17 protein-coding genes and 1 other annotated feature are annotated in these 14,325 nt (G+C 44.3%); of the genes, 14 read left to right on the forward strand and 3 right to left on the reverse strand.

The window, feature by feature from the left end; genetic code table 11:
* The first annotated feature begins 163 nt into the window (after positions 1–163).
* The 11 genes from HMPREF1150_RS04945 to trpA all read left to right on the forward strand — a co-directional run bounded on the left by HMPREF1150_RS04945 (position 164) and on the right by trpA (position 10,570).
* The gene (locus tag HMPREF1150_RS04945) at positions 164–745 is read left to right on the forward strand and encodes a YutD-like domain-containing protein (RefSeq protein ID WP_002932663.1); all 582 of its coding nucleotides are present in this window, start codon (positions 164–166) and stop codon (positions 743–745) included.
* Complete coding sequence (rlmN, locus tag HMPREF1150_RS04940; protein WP_002911938.1) at positions 742–1,830, forward strand: 23S rRNA (adenine(2503)-C(2))-methyltransferase RlmN; 1,089 nt, start codon at positions 742–744, stop codon at positions 1,828–1,830. The genes HMPREF1150_RS04945 and rlmN overlap by 4 nt, the downstream gene beginning before the upstream one ends.
* Complete coding sequence (locus tag HMPREF1150_RS04935; protein ID WP_009659882.1) at positions 1,817–2,356, forward strand: VanZ family protein; 540 nt, start codon at positions 1,817–1,819, stop codon at positions 2,354–2,356. The genes rlmN and HMPREF1150_RS04935 overlap by 14 nt, the downstream gene beginning before the upstream one ends.
* A gap of 68 nt (positions 2,357–2,424) precedes the next feature.
* Positions 2,425–2,659: a binding site (T-box leader), on the forward strand.
* 68 nt (positions 2,660–2,727) lie between these two features.
* Positions 2,728–3,909 (forward strand): tryptophan synthase subunit beta, encoded by a 1,182-nt coding sequence (gene trpB / locus HMPREF1150_RS0111220; protein ID WP_032905494.1) that lies wholly within the window; start codon positions 2,728–2,730, stop codon positions 3,907–3,909.
* A gap of 404 nt (positions 3,910–4,313) precedes the next feature.
* On the forward strand, positions 4,314–5,672 hold the full coding sequence (gene trpE, locus HMPREF1150_RS04930) for an anthranilate synthase component I (protein WP_009659967.1): 1,359 nt from the start codon (positions 4,314–4,316) through the stop codon (positions 5,670–5,672).
* Positions 5,669–6,232, forward strand: a complete 564-nt coding sequence (locus HMPREF1150_RS04925) for an aminodeoxychorismate/anthranilate synthase component II (RefSeq protein ID WP_002900940.1) — start codon at positions 5,669–5,671, stop codon at positions 6,230–6,232. The genes trpE and HMPREF1150_RS04925 overlap by 4 nt, the downstream gene beginning before the upstream one ends.
* A 10-nt stretch (positions 6,233–6,242) precedes the next feature.
* Positions 6,243–7,247 carry an anthranilate phosphoribosyltransferase gene (gene trpD / locus HMPREF1150_RS04920; RefSeq protein ID WP_009659935.1) on the forward strand — a complete coding sequence of 335 codons (1,005 nt, stop codon included), beginning with the start codon at positions 6,243–6,245 and terminating at the stop codon, positions 7,245–7,247.
* Positions 7,244–8,011: an indole-3-glycerol phosphate synthase TrpC gene (gene trpC, locus HMPREF1150_RS04915; protein WP_002910344.1), complete on the forward strand. Its 768-nt coding sequence runs from the start codon at positions 7,244–7,246 to the stop codon at positions 8,009–8,011. The genes trpD and trpC overlap by 4 nt, the downstream gene beginning before the upstream one ends.
* Positions 7,998–8,585 (forward strand): phosphoribosylanthranilate isomerase, encoded by a 588-nt coding sequence (locus tag HMPREF1150_RS04910; protein ID WP_009659854.1) that lies wholly within the window; start codon positions 7,998–8,000, stop codon positions 8,583–8,585. Before trpC ends, HMPREF1150_RS04910 begins: the two co-directional genes overlap by 14 nt.
* The gene (trpB, locus tag HMPREF1150_RS04905; protein WP_002907056.1) at positions 8,575–9,798 is read left to right on the forward strand and encodes a tryptophan synthase subunit beta; all 1,224 of its coding nucleotides are present in this window, start codon (positions 8,575–8,577) and stop codon (positions 9,796–9,798) included. Before HMPREF1150_RS04910 ends, trpB (HMPREF1150_RS04905) begins: the two co-directional genes overlap by 11 nt.
* Positions 9,791–10,570 (forward strand): tryptophan synthase subunit alpha, encoded by a 780-nt coding sequence (trpA, locus tag HMPREF1150_RS04900; RefSeq protein WP_002907055.1) that lies wholly within the window; start codon positions 9,791–9,793, stop codon positions 10,568–10,570. The genes trpB (HMPREF1150_RS04905) and trpA overlap by 8 nt, the downstream gene beginning before the upstream one ends.
* A 39-nt stretch (positions 10,571–10,609) precedes the next feature.
* On the opposite strand, the gene HMPREF1150_RS04895 is transcribed toward trpA, so the two are convergent.
* Complete coding sequence (locus tag HMPREF1150_RS04895) at positions 10,610–11,302, reverse strand: EcsC family protein (RefSeq protein ID WP_002907054.1); 693 nt, start codon at positions 11,300–11,302, stop codon at positions 10,610–10,612.
* A gap of 53 nt (positions 11,303–11,355) precedes the next feature.
* Entirely contained in the window at positions 11,356–12,012 is a 657-nt protein-coding gene (locus HMPREF1150_RS04890) for an A24 family peptidase (RefSeq protein ID WP_009659873.1), read from the reverse strand.
* 166 nt (positions 12,013–12,178) lie between these two features.
* Between HMPREF1150_RS04890 and HMPREF1150_RS04885 the strand changes: the two genes are divergently transcribed.
* The 3 genes from HMPREF1150_RS04885 to HMPREF1150_RS04875 all read left to right on the forward strand — a co-directional run bounded on the left by HMPREF1150_RS04885 (position 12,179) and on the right by HMPREF1150_RS04875 (position 13,387).
* A complete protein-coding gene (locus HMPREF1150_RS04885) occupies positions 12,179–12,694 on the forward strand; it encodes a DNA starvation/stationary phase protection protein (protein ID WP_009659868.1) in 516 nt (171 codons plus the stop codon).
* Positions 12,695–12,786: 92 nt separating this feature from the next.
* Positions 12,787–13,005, forward strand: coding sequence for a YqgQ family protein (locus HMPREF1150_RS04880; protein WP_009659925.1), 219 nt, complete (start codon positions 12,787–12,789; stop codon positions 13,003–13,005).
* Between the two features lies 1 nt (position 13,006).
* Positions 13,007–13,387, forward strand: coding sequence for a rhodanese-like domain-containing protein (locus HMPREF1150_RS04875; RefSeq protein ID WP_002900929.1), 381 nt, complete (start codon positions 13,007–13,009; stop codon positions 13,385–13,387).
* A 61-nt stretch (positions 13,388–13,448) separates the two neighbouring features.
* Here the strand turns inward: HMPREF1150_RS04875 and HMPREF1150_RS04870 are convergent, their stop codons facing one another.
* The gene (locus tag HMPREF1150_RS04870) at positions 13,449–14,174 is read right to left on the reverse strand and encodes a pseudouridine synthase (RefSeq protein ID WP_009659933.1); all 726 of its coding nucleotides are present in this window, start codon (positions 14,172–14,174) and stop codon (positions 13,449–13,451) included.
* Positions 14,175–14,325: the final 151 nt, after the last annotated feature.

Here is a 14,325-nt window from a genome sequence, read left to right on the forward strand (position 1 = left end):
GATTTTTCTTGTGAAATAGACAAAATTAGACGACCTTTTCTACTTTAAATCGTCTGACTTTTTTCAGAAAGATATTTTTGATGAAAAGTCCGCGAAATACTGGCTGATTTATGATAAAATAAAGTGTTGTAGATAAACTATCCAAGATTGTTAAAGGAAGAGTATGCGTAAAGATATTTCACCTGAATTGTATAATTATAATAAATTCCCAGGACCGGAGTTTAAACAGATTGATAGCAAGATTGTTGCAGAAAAATTCGAGTTTGAATTGATTGAGAACTATAAGGAAGGCTTTGACTTGACTGCCTTTCATCAGCGTTTTTCAGAAATTCTCACCAAGTTTGACTATATTGTCGGTGACTGGGGCAATGAGCAGCTGCGCCTGCGTGGTTTTTACAAGGACGAGCGGGCTAATGAAAGCGATGAGAAGATCAGCCGCTTAGAAGACTATTTGCTGGAGTACTGCAGTTATGGCTGTGCTTATTTTGTCTTAGAAAATCCAAATCCCCAGCGCGCTTCCTTTGATAAGAAATCGCATGGCAAGAAAGAGACAGAAGGTCGGTCAAAACGTTCTCGCAACAGCCGTTCTGGGAGCAACCGCAATCGCAGAAGCGAGCGAGACCGAGACAGCCGCTCTAAAAGAGACAATAAGCGCTCTCGCAACAATTCCCAGCAAGATAGGCAGAAAAAGCAAAAAGACAGCAATCGCCATTTTGTGATTCGCCAGAATAAAGGAGAAAAATGAAACCATCTATTTATAGCTTAACGCGCCAGGAAATGATTGAATGGGCGGAAGCTCAGGGAGAAAAGAAATTCCGTGCTGCCCAGATTTGGGAGTGGCTCTACCGCAAGCGGGTCCAGTCTTTTGAAGAGATGACCAATCTATCCAAGGACTTGATTGCCAAGTTAAATGATCAGTTTGTCGTCAATCCGCTTAAACAGCGCATTGTTCAGGAGTCTGCTGACGGTACGGTCAAGTACCTCTTTGAGCTGCCGGACGGTATGCTGATTGAGACGGTGCTCATGCGCCAGCACTATGGACTTTCTGTCTGTGTGACCACCCAAGTTGGTTGCAATATCGGCTGTACCTTCTGTGCTTCTGGCTTGATTAAAAAGCAACGAGACCTCAATAACGGTGAGATTGTAGCTCAGATTATGCTGGTTCAGAAGTATTTTGACGAGCGTGGTCAGGATGAGCGGGTCAGTCATATCGTGGTTATGGGAATCGGTGAGCCTTTTGACAATTATGACAATGTGCTCAAGTTTGTCCGGACGGTCAATGATGACAAAGGTTTGGCTATCGGTGCCCGCCATATCACGGTTTCAACTTCAGGGCTGGCTCATAAGATTCGTGACTTTGCTAATGAAGGTGTGCAGGTCAATCTAGCTGTATCCCTCCATGCCCCGAATAATGATTTACGGACCAGCATCATGCGGATTAACCGGTCCTTCCCTATCGAAAAGCTTTTTGCAGCTATCGAATACTATATTGAGACGACGAACCGTCGTGTGACCTTTGAGTACATCATGCTCAATGAAGTCAATGACGGGGTAGAGCAGGCCAAGGAGCTGGCTGAGCTACTCAAGAACATTAAGAAACTATCTTATGTCAATCTCATTCCTTACAATCCAGTTAGCGAGCACGACCAATACAGTCGCAGTCCCAAAGAGCGCGTGATGGCCTTCTACGATACCCTCAAGAAAAACGGAGTCAACTGTGTTGTTCGTCAGGAACATGGTACAGATATTGATGCGGCCTGCGGTCAGCTGCGTTCGAATACCATGAAGCGTGATCGCGAGAAAGCATTGGTAGAAAATGTTCAGCCTTAAGAACTATCTGACTTCAGACGGTGAGCTGACTGCTAAGGGACGGAGATTGCTGGTAGGGGGAAACTGGCTCTATTTCTTGATGCTTTGCATTTTGTGCTTTATTCCTCAAGTTCCAGAGCCGGGAATGGAGACGCCGGGAATCCAGTACTTTGGCCGAATAGTGGTTTTGTTAATTCCTTTTAATTCCTTTGTCAACATTGGGGAGATTACTTCCTGGCTTCAGCTGGTCAAGGTATTTATCCAAAATCTAGCCAATATCTTTCTGCTATCGCCTTTAATTTTTCAATTGCTTTGCCTCTTTCCGAAATTGCGGAAGACCAAGAAGATTGTATGGCTGAGCTTTGGGATGAGTCTGTCTATCGAAGTGACTCAGATTCTGCTGGACCTCCTTATCAACGCTAATCGAGTCTTTGAGATTGATGATCTCTGGACTAACACTTTGGGTGGCTATCTGGCTTGGCGGGCATTTCAGCTTGGTCAGAAAATCTGGAAAAATCGTCAAGACGACGCTTTCAAAAGAGATTAGCCAGCGAAAGGTTCGGATTTGGGAGAAAAAATAAATTTTTTCTTGACAAGAAAAAGGGAAAGGCCTATAATAAAATAAATCATCAGAAAAGTAATAATTTTTCTACTTTCAGGGAGTCTGTGGTTGGTGGAAACAGGCAGTGGAAGGTTATGAAATGGGCTGATGCAAAAAATGAATTTGAAGCAATAAAAATTCGGTGAGCACACCTTATAGTGCAGCTTGTTGTTAGACAAGACAGAGATATGGAGGCAGTCTATACTTTGCTCCATAATTGAGGTGGCACCGCGATTTTACGCCCTCACACAGAGTTTTTTCTGTGTGTGGGCTTTTGTTTTGCTTTTGCTTGAAAATAAAGAAAAGAGGCAGTTAATATGACAGAAACTAAAGGATATTTTGGGCAATTCGGTGGCTCCTTTGTACCAGAGCCTATCCAGACCTTGCTGGATGAATTAGAAGCTACTTTTGAGAAGTACAAGGATGATCCAGAATTTTTAAATGAATACCGACATTATTTGGCAGATTATTCAGGTCGGGAAACCCCGCTCTACTATGCAGAAAGTCTGACCCAGCACCTAGGCGGAGCTAAGATTTATCTGAAGCGGGAAGATCTCAATCATCTGGGCTCACACAAGCTCAATAATGTTTTGGGACAGATTCTTCTGGCTAAGCGCATGGGCAAGACCCGAGTCATCGCTGAAACTGGAGCTGGCCAGCATGGTGTGGCAACTGCGGCAGCCGCAGCCAAGTTTGGTATGAAGTGCGATGTTTACATGGGAGCAGAAGATGTAGAACGTCAGCGCCTCAATGTCTTCCGCATGGAAATGATGGGAGCGACTGTTCACGCTGTGGAAACAGGCACCAAAACCCTCAAGGATGCAGTGGATGCAGCCTTTGGAGCTTGGATGAGTGATTTGGAAGCCTTCTATGTTTTGGGTTCGGCTGTCGGACCTCACCCTTATCCGACGATTGTCCATGAGTTCCAAAAGGTGATTAGTGAAGAATCACGCCGTCAGATTTTGGACAAGGAAGGCCGCTTGCCGGATTATGTAATCGCCTGTGTAGGTGGTGGTTCCAATGCTATCGGCGCTTTCTCTCAGTATGTAGCGGATGAAGAAGTCAAGCTGGTTGGTGTTGAAGCAGCCGGGCGTGGTCTTGATACAGACCAGCACGCAGCTACCATGACCAAGGGAAGTGTCGGAGTAGTGGACGGTATGAAGACTTACGCTGTCTTTGCTGAAGATGGTCAGATAGCGCCGGTTTACTCCATTTCGGCAGGCTTGGACTATCCTGGAGTTGGTCCTGAACATGCTTTCTTTAAAGATTCTGGTCGAGTAGAATACGTGGCAGCGACAGATGATGAAGCTGTGGACGCCTTGCTTCTCTTGACACAAAAGGAAGGAATTTTGCCAGCAATCGAAAGTTCTCACGCCATTGCTGAAGCCATCAAGCGAGCTCCGCAACTGTCATCTGACCAAATCATCATTATCAATGTATCCGGTCGTGGAGACAAGGATGTGGCAGCCATTGCCGACTATCTAGAAAAACGGAAATAAAATACCCAGCAGAAGAGTAGTAACATCCCTCCTTTCAGAGAGTCTGTGGTTGCTGAAAACAGGCAGGAGAAGTTATGAAATGGGCTGCTGGAGTCAAAATTTTGTCATTTAGTTGATCTTTTATTACTTTGTTAGCATGCTTTGTTGTAAACCAGTATGCTGCCTTCTACTAAAAGGAAGCTAAATGACTGTAAATAAGTAAATGAGATGTGGAGCCTGAAAACTCCATAACTGAGGTGGCACCGCGATGATACGCCCTCACAGGATGAACTGTGCGGGCGTTTTTCTGTAGTTCTGGAGCAAGTTATGACAGTAGACAGGTGCTATCTGTTCTTGTGGAATGCGGTCATAGCTAGCAGTTTGTTCCTCCTTAAACGCTTCTGATTTAAATAGAAAGAAAAATTATGCAAAAGATTTTACCAGCTGATATTTTATCGCCGATTCTAGCTTATATGCGGATTCAGGGCGACCACAAGGTGATTTTGGAGAGTATTCCGAGAGATAGCGAGACAGCTCGCTTTTCTATCCTAGCTTATAACCCGGTCTTTGAAGTTCGCTATGAAAACGGCCAGTTAACAAAGAACGGGCAAGTAATCGAGGCAGATCCATTGGACTATCTGCATGAGTTGGCAGTGAAAAAAGATCATCATTCAGACCTGCCTTTTGGCGGTGGAGCCATCGGTTTTGTCGGTTACGATATGATTTCCCTCTATGAGGAGATTGGCCAGATTCCAGCTGATGTGATTGGGACGCCGGATATGCACTTTTTCGTCTATGAGAGTTACATGGTTTTTGACCATAAAAAAGACAAGGTCTATATCCTTGAGGAGGCCCTCTACAGTGATAGAAGCGAAGCTGATTTAGCTGCCAGTCTGGAGAGGATTATGGTTGAGCTGGCGCAGCCAGCGGTAGATGAATTTTCACCGCTGGAACTATCCAGTTTGAACTTCCAGAGTCATATCGAGCAAGCAACTTTTGAAAAAATGGTGGAAGAAGCGCGTAGCTTGATTCGGCAGGGAGACATGTTCCAATGCGTTCTCAGTCAGCGTTTTTCAGCAGAGTATTCTGGTAGGCCACTGGATTACTATCGCAATCTGCGTGTGACCAATCCTTCCAACTATCTCTACTTTTATGATTTCGGGGATTATCAGATCATCGGAGCCAGCCCAGAAAGTCTGGTCTCTGTCAAGCAGGGGCAGGTTACGACCAATCCTATTGCTGGGACCAGACCGCGCGGGCAGGATGAAAGAGAAGATAAAGCCTTGGCGAAGGAGTTGCTGGCTGACGAGAAGGAAGTGGCTGAGCATCGTATGTTAGTTGATTTAGGGCGTAATGATATCGGTAAAATTGCCCAGAATAACAGCGTGGAAGTCACTAAGTACATGGAGGTAGAGTATTTCCGCTATGTCATGCACCTGACCAGTGTGGTCCGTGGTCAGCTTCTGCCTCAACTGACAGCTATGGATGCGCTCAAGTCAACCCTGCCGGCCGGCACCGTTTCGGGTGCGCCTAAGATTCGAGCCATGAAACGGATTTATGAGCTAGAGCAGGAAAAACGTGGCGTTTATGCGGGGGCTATTGGCTATCTGTCTGCGACAGGCGATATGGATTTTGCCATCACTATACGCACTATGGTTTTGAAAAATGGCAGAGCTTACGTTCAAGCTGGAGCGGGTATTGTTTATGACTCGATCCCTACTAATGAATACCAAGAAACCATCAACAAGGCCAAATCAATGACCAAGATAGGAGAGATGCAATGATTTTATTGATTGATAATTATGATTCTTTTACTTACAATCTAGCCCAGTATATCGGCAATTTTGCAGAAGTTAAGGTCTTGCGTAATGATGATGCAGGCCTTTATCAAGCGGCAGAAGAAGCTGATGCTTTGGTTCTATCTCCGGGTCCAGGCTGGCCAGCAGATGCAGGACGGATGGAAGAACTTATCCGTGATTTTACTAGTAAAAAGCCGATATTGGGGATTTGCTTGGGGCACCAAGCCATTGCAGAAGTATTTGGCGGAAAGCTAGGATTGGCTCCCAAAGTCATGCACGGCAAACAAAGTATTCTGCGTTTTGAGGGAAAATCTCCTATCTATGAGGGGCTAGAGGATGGACAGCCGGTTATGCGCTATCATTCGATTTTGATTGAGGAGATGCCGGAGGATTTTGAAGTGACGGCTCGGGCGGCTGATGATAACTCGATCATGGCTATCCAGCACAAGAGTCTGCCCATTTATGGTTTTCAGTATCATCCAGAAAGTATTGGCACGCCGGACGGCTTGTCGTCTATCAAGAATTTCATCGATTTAGTAAAATAAAGGAGGATGTATGAAAGAGATAATTGCAAAACTAGCTGATTTTAAGGATTTAAGCAGCGCTGAGATGACAGATGTTATTGAGCGTATTGTCACTGGACGGGTGACAGAGTCTCAAATTGTAGCTTTCTTGCTGGGGCTTAAGATGAAGGGGGAGACGATTGAGGAACGAACTGCTTTGGCTCAGGTAATGCGAGGCCATGCTAAGCAGATTCCAACCACTATTCGCACTGCAATGGACAATTGCGGTACCGGTGGAGACAAGTCTTTCAGCTTCAATATTTCGACTACGGCAGCTTTTATACTGGCAGGTGGCGGGATTAAGATGGCCAAGCACGGCAATCGCTCCATTTCTTCTAAGTCAGGCTCAGCTGATGTGTTAGAAGCTCTGGGTATCAATCTAGACTTGGACGCTGCTAGCTTGGGCAAGGTTTTTGAGCAGACAGGTATCGTCTTTCTCTTTGCAAAGAATATGCACCCAGCCATGAAATACATCATGCCAGCACGTCTTAGCTTAGGCATTCCCACAATCATGAATCTAACTGGCCCCCTTATCCATCCCATGAGTCTAGAAACTCAGCTTTTGGGGACCAGCCGGCCGGATATGTTAGAGAGCACAGCAGAGGTTTTAAAAAATATGGGCCGTAAGCGTGCAGTAGTCGTGTCGGGGCCGGATGGTCTTGACGAGGCCGGCCTTCATGGCCGTACCCAGTATGCTCTGCTGGAAGATGGGCAAATCAGCCTGCACAGCTTTCTGCCGTCAGATGTTGGCATGGAAGAGATAGCTCTTGAAGCGATTCGCGGAGGCAATGCCAAGGAAAATGCAGAAATTCTGCTATCTGTCCTGCAAAATCAAGCCAGCCCCTATCTAGAAACGACAGTGCTGAATGCGGGATTGGGCTTCTATGCTAATGGGAAATCAGACAGCATAGAAGAAGGAATAGCTTTGGCCCGCCAAGTAATTGCAAGCGGTGCAGCCTATGAAAAACTCAAGCAACTACAGGAGTATCAGAAATGAGTAAAGAATTTCTCCCAACCATTCTAAAGCAAAAAGAGCAGGAAGTGGCGGCTATGTCTTATGAAGAGCTGCAACCTCTGCGCTCGACCTATTCCCTCTATGAATATCTCAAAAGTCGTCCTCAAGAGCTGCAGCTGATTGCTGAGGTTAAAAAAGCCAGCCCCAGTCTGGGAGATATTAATCTCGGTGTGGATATTGTGGAGCAGGCTCGCACCTATGAACGATGCGGTGCAGCCATGATTTCGGTCCTGACAGATGAGATTTTCTTCAAAGGACATCTGGATTACCTGAGAGAGATTTCCAGTCAAGTGACCATTCCAACCCTCAATAAGGACTTTATCATTGATGAAAAGCAGATTGTTCGCGCCCGCAATGCAGGAGCGACAGTTATTCTTCTGATTGTAGCTGCTTTGTCTGAAAAGCGGCTGCAAGAACTCTATGATTTTGCGACAGGTTTAGGCTTGGAAGTTCTGGTCGAAACCCATAATCTGGCGGAGCTGGAAATTGCCCATAGAATAGGAGCACAGATAATCGGTGTCAATAACCGCAATCTAGTTACTTTTGAGACTGATATCAATACAAGTCTTCAGCTATCTGCCCATTTCAAAGATGACAGGGTTTACGTGTCTGAGTCCGCTATTTTCAGCAAGGAAGATGCTGAGCTAGTAGCTCCTTATTTCCATGCGGTTCTAGTCGGAACAGCCCTGATGCAGGCAGAGGATGTGGCAGAAAAAATCAAGGAGCTGAAAATTGACAAAGGTTAAGATTTGCGGCTTATCAACGGCCAGCGCTGTGGAAACGGCATGCCAGGCTGGTGCAGATTATATTGGATTTGTCTTTGCTGAGAGCCGTCGGAGGGTTAGTTTGGAGCAAGCTCAGGAGCTAGCTGCCTTGGTGCCGCCTACTGTCCGAAAGGTAGGAGTTTTCGTCTCTCCGAGTTTAGCAGAGCTGCAGGAAGCTATTTCGGTGGCAAATCTGGATTTGGTGCAGATTCATGGCGATTTTAATGAAGATCTTCTGTCTGAGATCGGCCGGCCGGTTATTCGAGCTTATCAGGTCAAGGGAGCGTTAAAAGGAGTCAGCCAACAAGCGGACTACCTGCTCTTTGATGCCCCTCTTGCCGGTAGTGGTCGGACCTTTGACTGGCAAGCTTTTGACAAGAATCAAATCCACCAGCCCTTCTTTATCGCCGGTGGTTTGAATGCAGGAAATGTCCGAGAAGCGATTCAGCACTTCGCCCCTTACGCAGTTGATGTCTCAAGCGGGGTCGAGACTGACGGCCAGAAGGACTTAGAAAAGATAAAAGAATTTATAGAAAGAGTGAAAGATGGCATATAATCAACCCAATCAAGAAGGATTTTACGGTGAGTTTGGTGGGCGCTTTGTTCCCGAAACGCTGATGACAGCAGTTTTGGAGCTAGACAAAGCCTACCGTGAGAGTAAAAAAGACCCAGCCTTTCAGGCTGAGCTGGACGAGTTGCTGAAGCAGTATGTAGGGCGAGAAAATCCTCTCTATTTTGCTAAAAATCTGACAGCCTATGCTGGCGGTGCTAAGATTTATCTGAAGCGGGAAGACCTCAACCATACCGGGGCACATAAAATCAATAATGCCCTAGGTCAGGTCCTATTAGCCAAGCGAATGGGCAAGAAGAAAATTATTGCGGAGACTGGTGCGGGCCAGCACGGAGTAGCCACCGCCACAGCTGCAGCCCTTTTCAACATGGACTGCACTATCTATATGGGCGAAGAAGATGTCAAGCGCCAAGCACTCAATGTCTTTCGTATGGAACTTCTGGGAGCCAAGGTAGAGTCTGTGACCGATGGCTCTCGAGTTCTCAAGGATGCAGTCAATGCTGCCTTGCGAGCTTGGGTGGCTCAGGTCGATGATACTCACTATATTATGGGGTCGGCCTTGGGACCTCATCCCTTCCCAGAGATTGTCCGCGACTATCAGAGCGTGATTGGGCGTGAGGCCAAGCGCCAGTTTGCTGAGCAAAATGCAGGTGCCTTACCCGATGCTTTAGTCGCCTGCGTTGGCGGTGGTTCCAATGCTATTGGGCTCTTTTATCCCTTTGTAGAGGATAGCACAGTGGCTATGTATGGAACAGAAGCAGCTGGACGGGGCGTGGATACAGATGAACATGCTGCGACCTTAACCAAGGGCCGCCCGGGGGTTTTACACGGTGCCTTGATGGATGTCTTGCAGGATGAGCAAGGGCAGATTCTGGAAGCTTTCTCTATCTCTGCCGGGCTAGACTATCCGGGCATCGGTCCTGAACATTCTCATTTTAATGCTATCAAGCGCGCCACTTATGTCCCAGTCACAGATGAAGAAGCTTTGGAAGCCTTCCAGCTCCTGTCTCGTATCGAAGGGATTATCCCTGCTCTAGAGTCTAGCCACGCTATTGCTTACGCAGTTAAGTTGGCTAAGGTGTTGGGACCAGATAAATCAATGATCGTCTGCCTATCCGGCCGTGGTGACAAGGATGTCGTTCAGGTAAAGGAACGCTTGGAAAAAGAAGCGGCTCAAAAAGGAGGTACCCATGACTAAAACACTCACTCAGCATTTAGAAACCATCAAAAGAGAAGGCAAGGGAATTTTCCTTCCTTATATTATGGCTGGTGATCACGAGAAAGGTTTAGCAGGATTAGCAGAAACCATCTCGTTTTTGGAAAACTTGGGTGTGTCAGCTATTGAAATCGGCCTGCCATTTTCAGACCCTGTTGCAGATGGGCCGGTTATTGAAGAAGCCGGTCTGAGAAGTCTGGGTCACCATACTTCGGCCAAGTCTTTAGTGGCAAGCTTGCAGAATTTGGACACTCAGCTGCCTCTCATCATTATGACCTACTTTAATCCTATTTTCCAGTACGGGCTCAAAGATTTTGTCAAGGATTTGGCTACGACACCGGTTAAAGGATTGATTATTCCGGATCTGCCCTACGAGCATAGGAACTTTATCTTGCCTCTGCTGGAAGATTCAGATATCGCTCTAGTTCCTTTAGTGAGCCTGACGACTGGCCTAGAACGTCAGCAGGAGCTGATCAAGGAAGCTGAAGGTTTTATCTACGCTGTAGCCATCAACGGTGTGACGGGTAAGAGCGGAAGCTACCGCAATGATTTGGACCAGCATTTGAGCAAGCTCCATGGTATTGCTGAGATTCCAGTACTGACGGGCTTTGGTGTTTCAACTTTAGGGGATGTTGATCGCTTCAATCAAGTCTCAGACGGAGTCATTGTCGGATCTAAGATTGTCAAAGCTCTTCATGAAAAGGACGCCAGCATAGCAACCTTTATCCAAGAAGCAGCAGCCTATAAGAAATAAATAAAATGAGGTTCTTTCTATCGAACCTCATTATTTTCTTTATTTGATATCAATAATTGTACCGTCTCCTATATTAATTCCTTTAGAAGTAAAGGTTTTTAAAGCATTTTTCGCAATGATTTGAGTTGATGCGGTATCCACAACTCCGCCTATAAGAGCACCAGCAATAGGAACCATTTTTCCTAAATTCACAGCTCCTTTAGTGCCAAATTTGGTTACCAATCTAAAACCAACCGCTTGATTAATTTTTGTTAGTACTTTTCCAGGGATTTTTTTAATTACTCCAGTTGCCATTTTATTTGCAATAATAATCCCGGCTTTCTTTGCAATATCAGCAACAGATGTTCCAGTTAATGAGGCATAAACAAATGTTTGAACTTGATCGCTCTTTAAATCGTATCCTCTCATATAAGCTATAGTGGCAATCATTCTCATTTGAACTAAAATAACAGAAGTTATATTGGCTGGAATAGTTACCGGCATTGTTAATATTCCCCCAAATCCAGTAACGAAACCAGATATTCCAGCTTTTGAAGTTTGATAAGTAATCATCTTTGAAATTGCAGTTTCTATATCATCATGCTTCAAATAATCAGCAGCTAGTTCTTCTATAGTCTTTTGACCAGGGATACCATTAATTGTAGTTTCATAAGTCCAGTCAAGAACTTTTAACATCGATTTTTCATCAATGTTAGGCATTTTTAATTTTGATTTTGGTAATTCTAATTTCATAATAAAATCCCCTTAATAAATAATCTGCTTTCATTATATAGTACTTTTACGAATTACACAATACATTTAAAAATTAAAACAGCAAATACACCAAACAAAAGACAGGGTACAAATGCCAGCCTGTCTTTTTTCTTTTTAAAGCAAAAACAGGCGAGACCAGCGAAGCTAGCGATTTGGATAAGAATGAGAATTTCCGTCAGACTGAAAATGGCTGAGCAGGAAGCAAGGAATAGAAAGTCGCCAGCTCCAATACGAAGATTACAAAAGAAGGCCAGAAGTCCTAGGGCTAAAAAGAAGAGCATGAGAAGGTTGATGCTCGCTGTCACTATTAGCAAGAGCTGAAAAATCAGCCATACCATCAGGGGATATTGCTGCTCTCTTTGGTCGTAGATAGCTAAGGTTAAGCCCATGGTGACTACCAATAATTGACTAATGGAAAGAATGCCCAGGGAGGTTGCCAGAAAAAGACCGCCCAAGATAGATTCAAAAAATAAATAGCGTAAGGGAATCTTGTCTCCACAGAAGCGGCAACGAAGAAGATTTAAGATTTGAGAAAAAATAGGAATCAAATCACGCGGTGCCAATCTTTTCCCGCAGGCATTGCAATGGCTAGCGGGAGCAATGATAGAATGCTCTGGGAAGCGGTCGATGACCAAGCCTAGGAATGAGGCAAAGACAGTACCAACGATAAAAAAGTATAGGTGAATCATACTTATTTATTCGTAATTTTAAACAGAAAAATTCTGAAATTTTGCAACTTTTCTAATAAAGTCTTTTTTTGAATCTTTTGTCTTGACTTTCTTATTTAGAAGCATTATAATTAAACCATAATCTAAAAAGATTAGAATCATTATAAATAAAAACGAGGTAAATACAATGACACAAGTAAAAAATGGTGCAGCAACTGACGTAGCAACTTTCAGCAATCAAAAGGCTTTGCCAAAGACAAAGGCTATTCTTAATCAAGTAGTGGCAAACCTTTATACAGCTCATATTGCTCTTCACCAAGTTCACTGGTATATGCGTGGCGCAGGCTTCATGGTTTGGCATCCAAAAATGGATGAATACATGGAAACTTTGGATACAACTTTGGATGAAGTTAGCGAGCGCTTGATTACACTGGGAGGCAAGCCTTATTCTACGTTGACCGAGTTTATCCAACACAGTAAGATTGAAGAAAAAGCTGGTGAATTCAGCAAGAATGTAGAAGAAAGTCTGGCGCGAGTGATTGAGATTTTCCGTTATCTGACAGGTCTTTACCAGGAAGCTTTGGATGTAACAGACCAAGAAGGGGACGATGTAACCAATGATATCTTTGTCGGTGCCAAGGCAGACCTTGAAAAGACTATCTGGATGTTGACAGCTGAAATTGGTCAAGCGCCAGGTTTATAAAAAATAATCCATGCCAAGCAGAAAGGAAACAGGCTTTCCTTTCTGCTTTTTTCATCTTGAAAAGCGCTAGAAAATCTGATAAAATATAGCTCATGAAAACCCTGTATGATGTTCAGCAATTTCTTAAAAGTTTCGGAATCATTATCTATATGGGCAAGCGCCTTTACGATATTGAGATGATGAAAATCGAGCTGAAGAGGATTTACGATGCCGGTCTAATGGATAAGCTAGCTTATTTTGAGGCGGAGTCAGTCTTGCGACGAGAACATCGCTTAGAGTTAGAATATTTAGAAAAGAAAAAGGAGACTTGAGATGACAATTTGGATTTTGTGGGCGGTACTTTTAGGAATAATTGGCTGGATGGGCTTTAATTATTTGCGCCTTCGTCAGGCAGCAAAAATCGTGGATAACGGGGAATTTGAAGATTTGATTCGCCAAGGTCAGTTGGTTGATCTGCGGGATCCATCAGATTTTCACCGGAAGCATATCTTAGGCGCTCGCAATATTCCATCTCAGCAGCTCAAGGATAGTGTCGGTGCACTTCGCAAGGACAAGGCTGTTCTCCTCTATGAAAATAGTCGTGGTCAGCGCGTAACCAATGCGGCTCTGTATCTGAAAAAACAAGGTTTTAAAGAAATTTATATTCTTTCTTATGGGTTGGATTCTTGGAATGGCAAGGTGAAAGCTAGCTGATAAAACAATTCATGAACGGTTTTAGGAATTAAGAAAAAGCTTTATTTTTTAAAGCTTTTTTTTACCAACTTTTCTCCAAATATTTTTTAATAATTCCTAATTCTTCTTGGTTTAAAGGACGGCAATCACCTTTTGCTAGGTCTGGGTCTAATGTAAAATCTCCAAATTGAATTCGTTTGAGATAGGTGACTTTAACACCAACTGCCAGAAACATCTTTTTGATCTGGTGGAATTTCCCCTCGGAAATCTTGACGGTAGCACAGCTCATCCTGGAGTTGCTAGAGAGGATAGAGAGCTGGGCGGGTTGGCAGATGGTGCTATCCAAAAAGCGAATGCCTTCCTGAAAGGAAGATTTGTCCTTAGGAGTTAAACGTCCGTTGACTTCCACATAGTAGGTTTTTTCAACATGGTATTGAGGGTGCAGAAGCTGAAATCCCAAAGGACCATTATCGGTAATCAGAAGAAGCCCTTCGGTATCTCTATCCAGCCGTCCGATAGAGTAAAGATTTTCTTTCTCTACCTCCTTGTCCAGCAAATCCAGAACAGTCAATTTTTCAGCGTCGCGATTGGCAGTGACCGCACCTTCAGGTTTATTCAGCATGTAGTAATGGTGGGCAGGACCGCTGACCTGTTTTCCTTGAAAAGTAATCTGCTGCAGGCCGGTATCAACGTTTTGGCTGAGTTTGCAGGCGGGCTTACCATCCACTAAAATCTGTTTTTGCAAAAGGCTTTGTTTCATCTTTTTTCGGCTGATATGATTGGCAGCCAGCAGTTGGTCGAGGCGCATCTGTTTTCCTTGTTTTTTTCTAAATCATATCATAAATTTTCAGGATGGGAAATGCAAATCCTCATGCAGCTCCCATATTTTTTAATGAAAACATTTACACTTATCAAAGCCGTGTTTTTTGCCTGCGTCTGTGGTATAATTGTTCAGTTAG

The organism is Streptococcus sp. AS14 (genome assembly GCF_000286495.1).
Lineage (GTDB): Bacteria > Bacillota > Bacilli > Lactobacillales > Streptococcaceae > Streptococcus > Streptococcus sanguinis_P.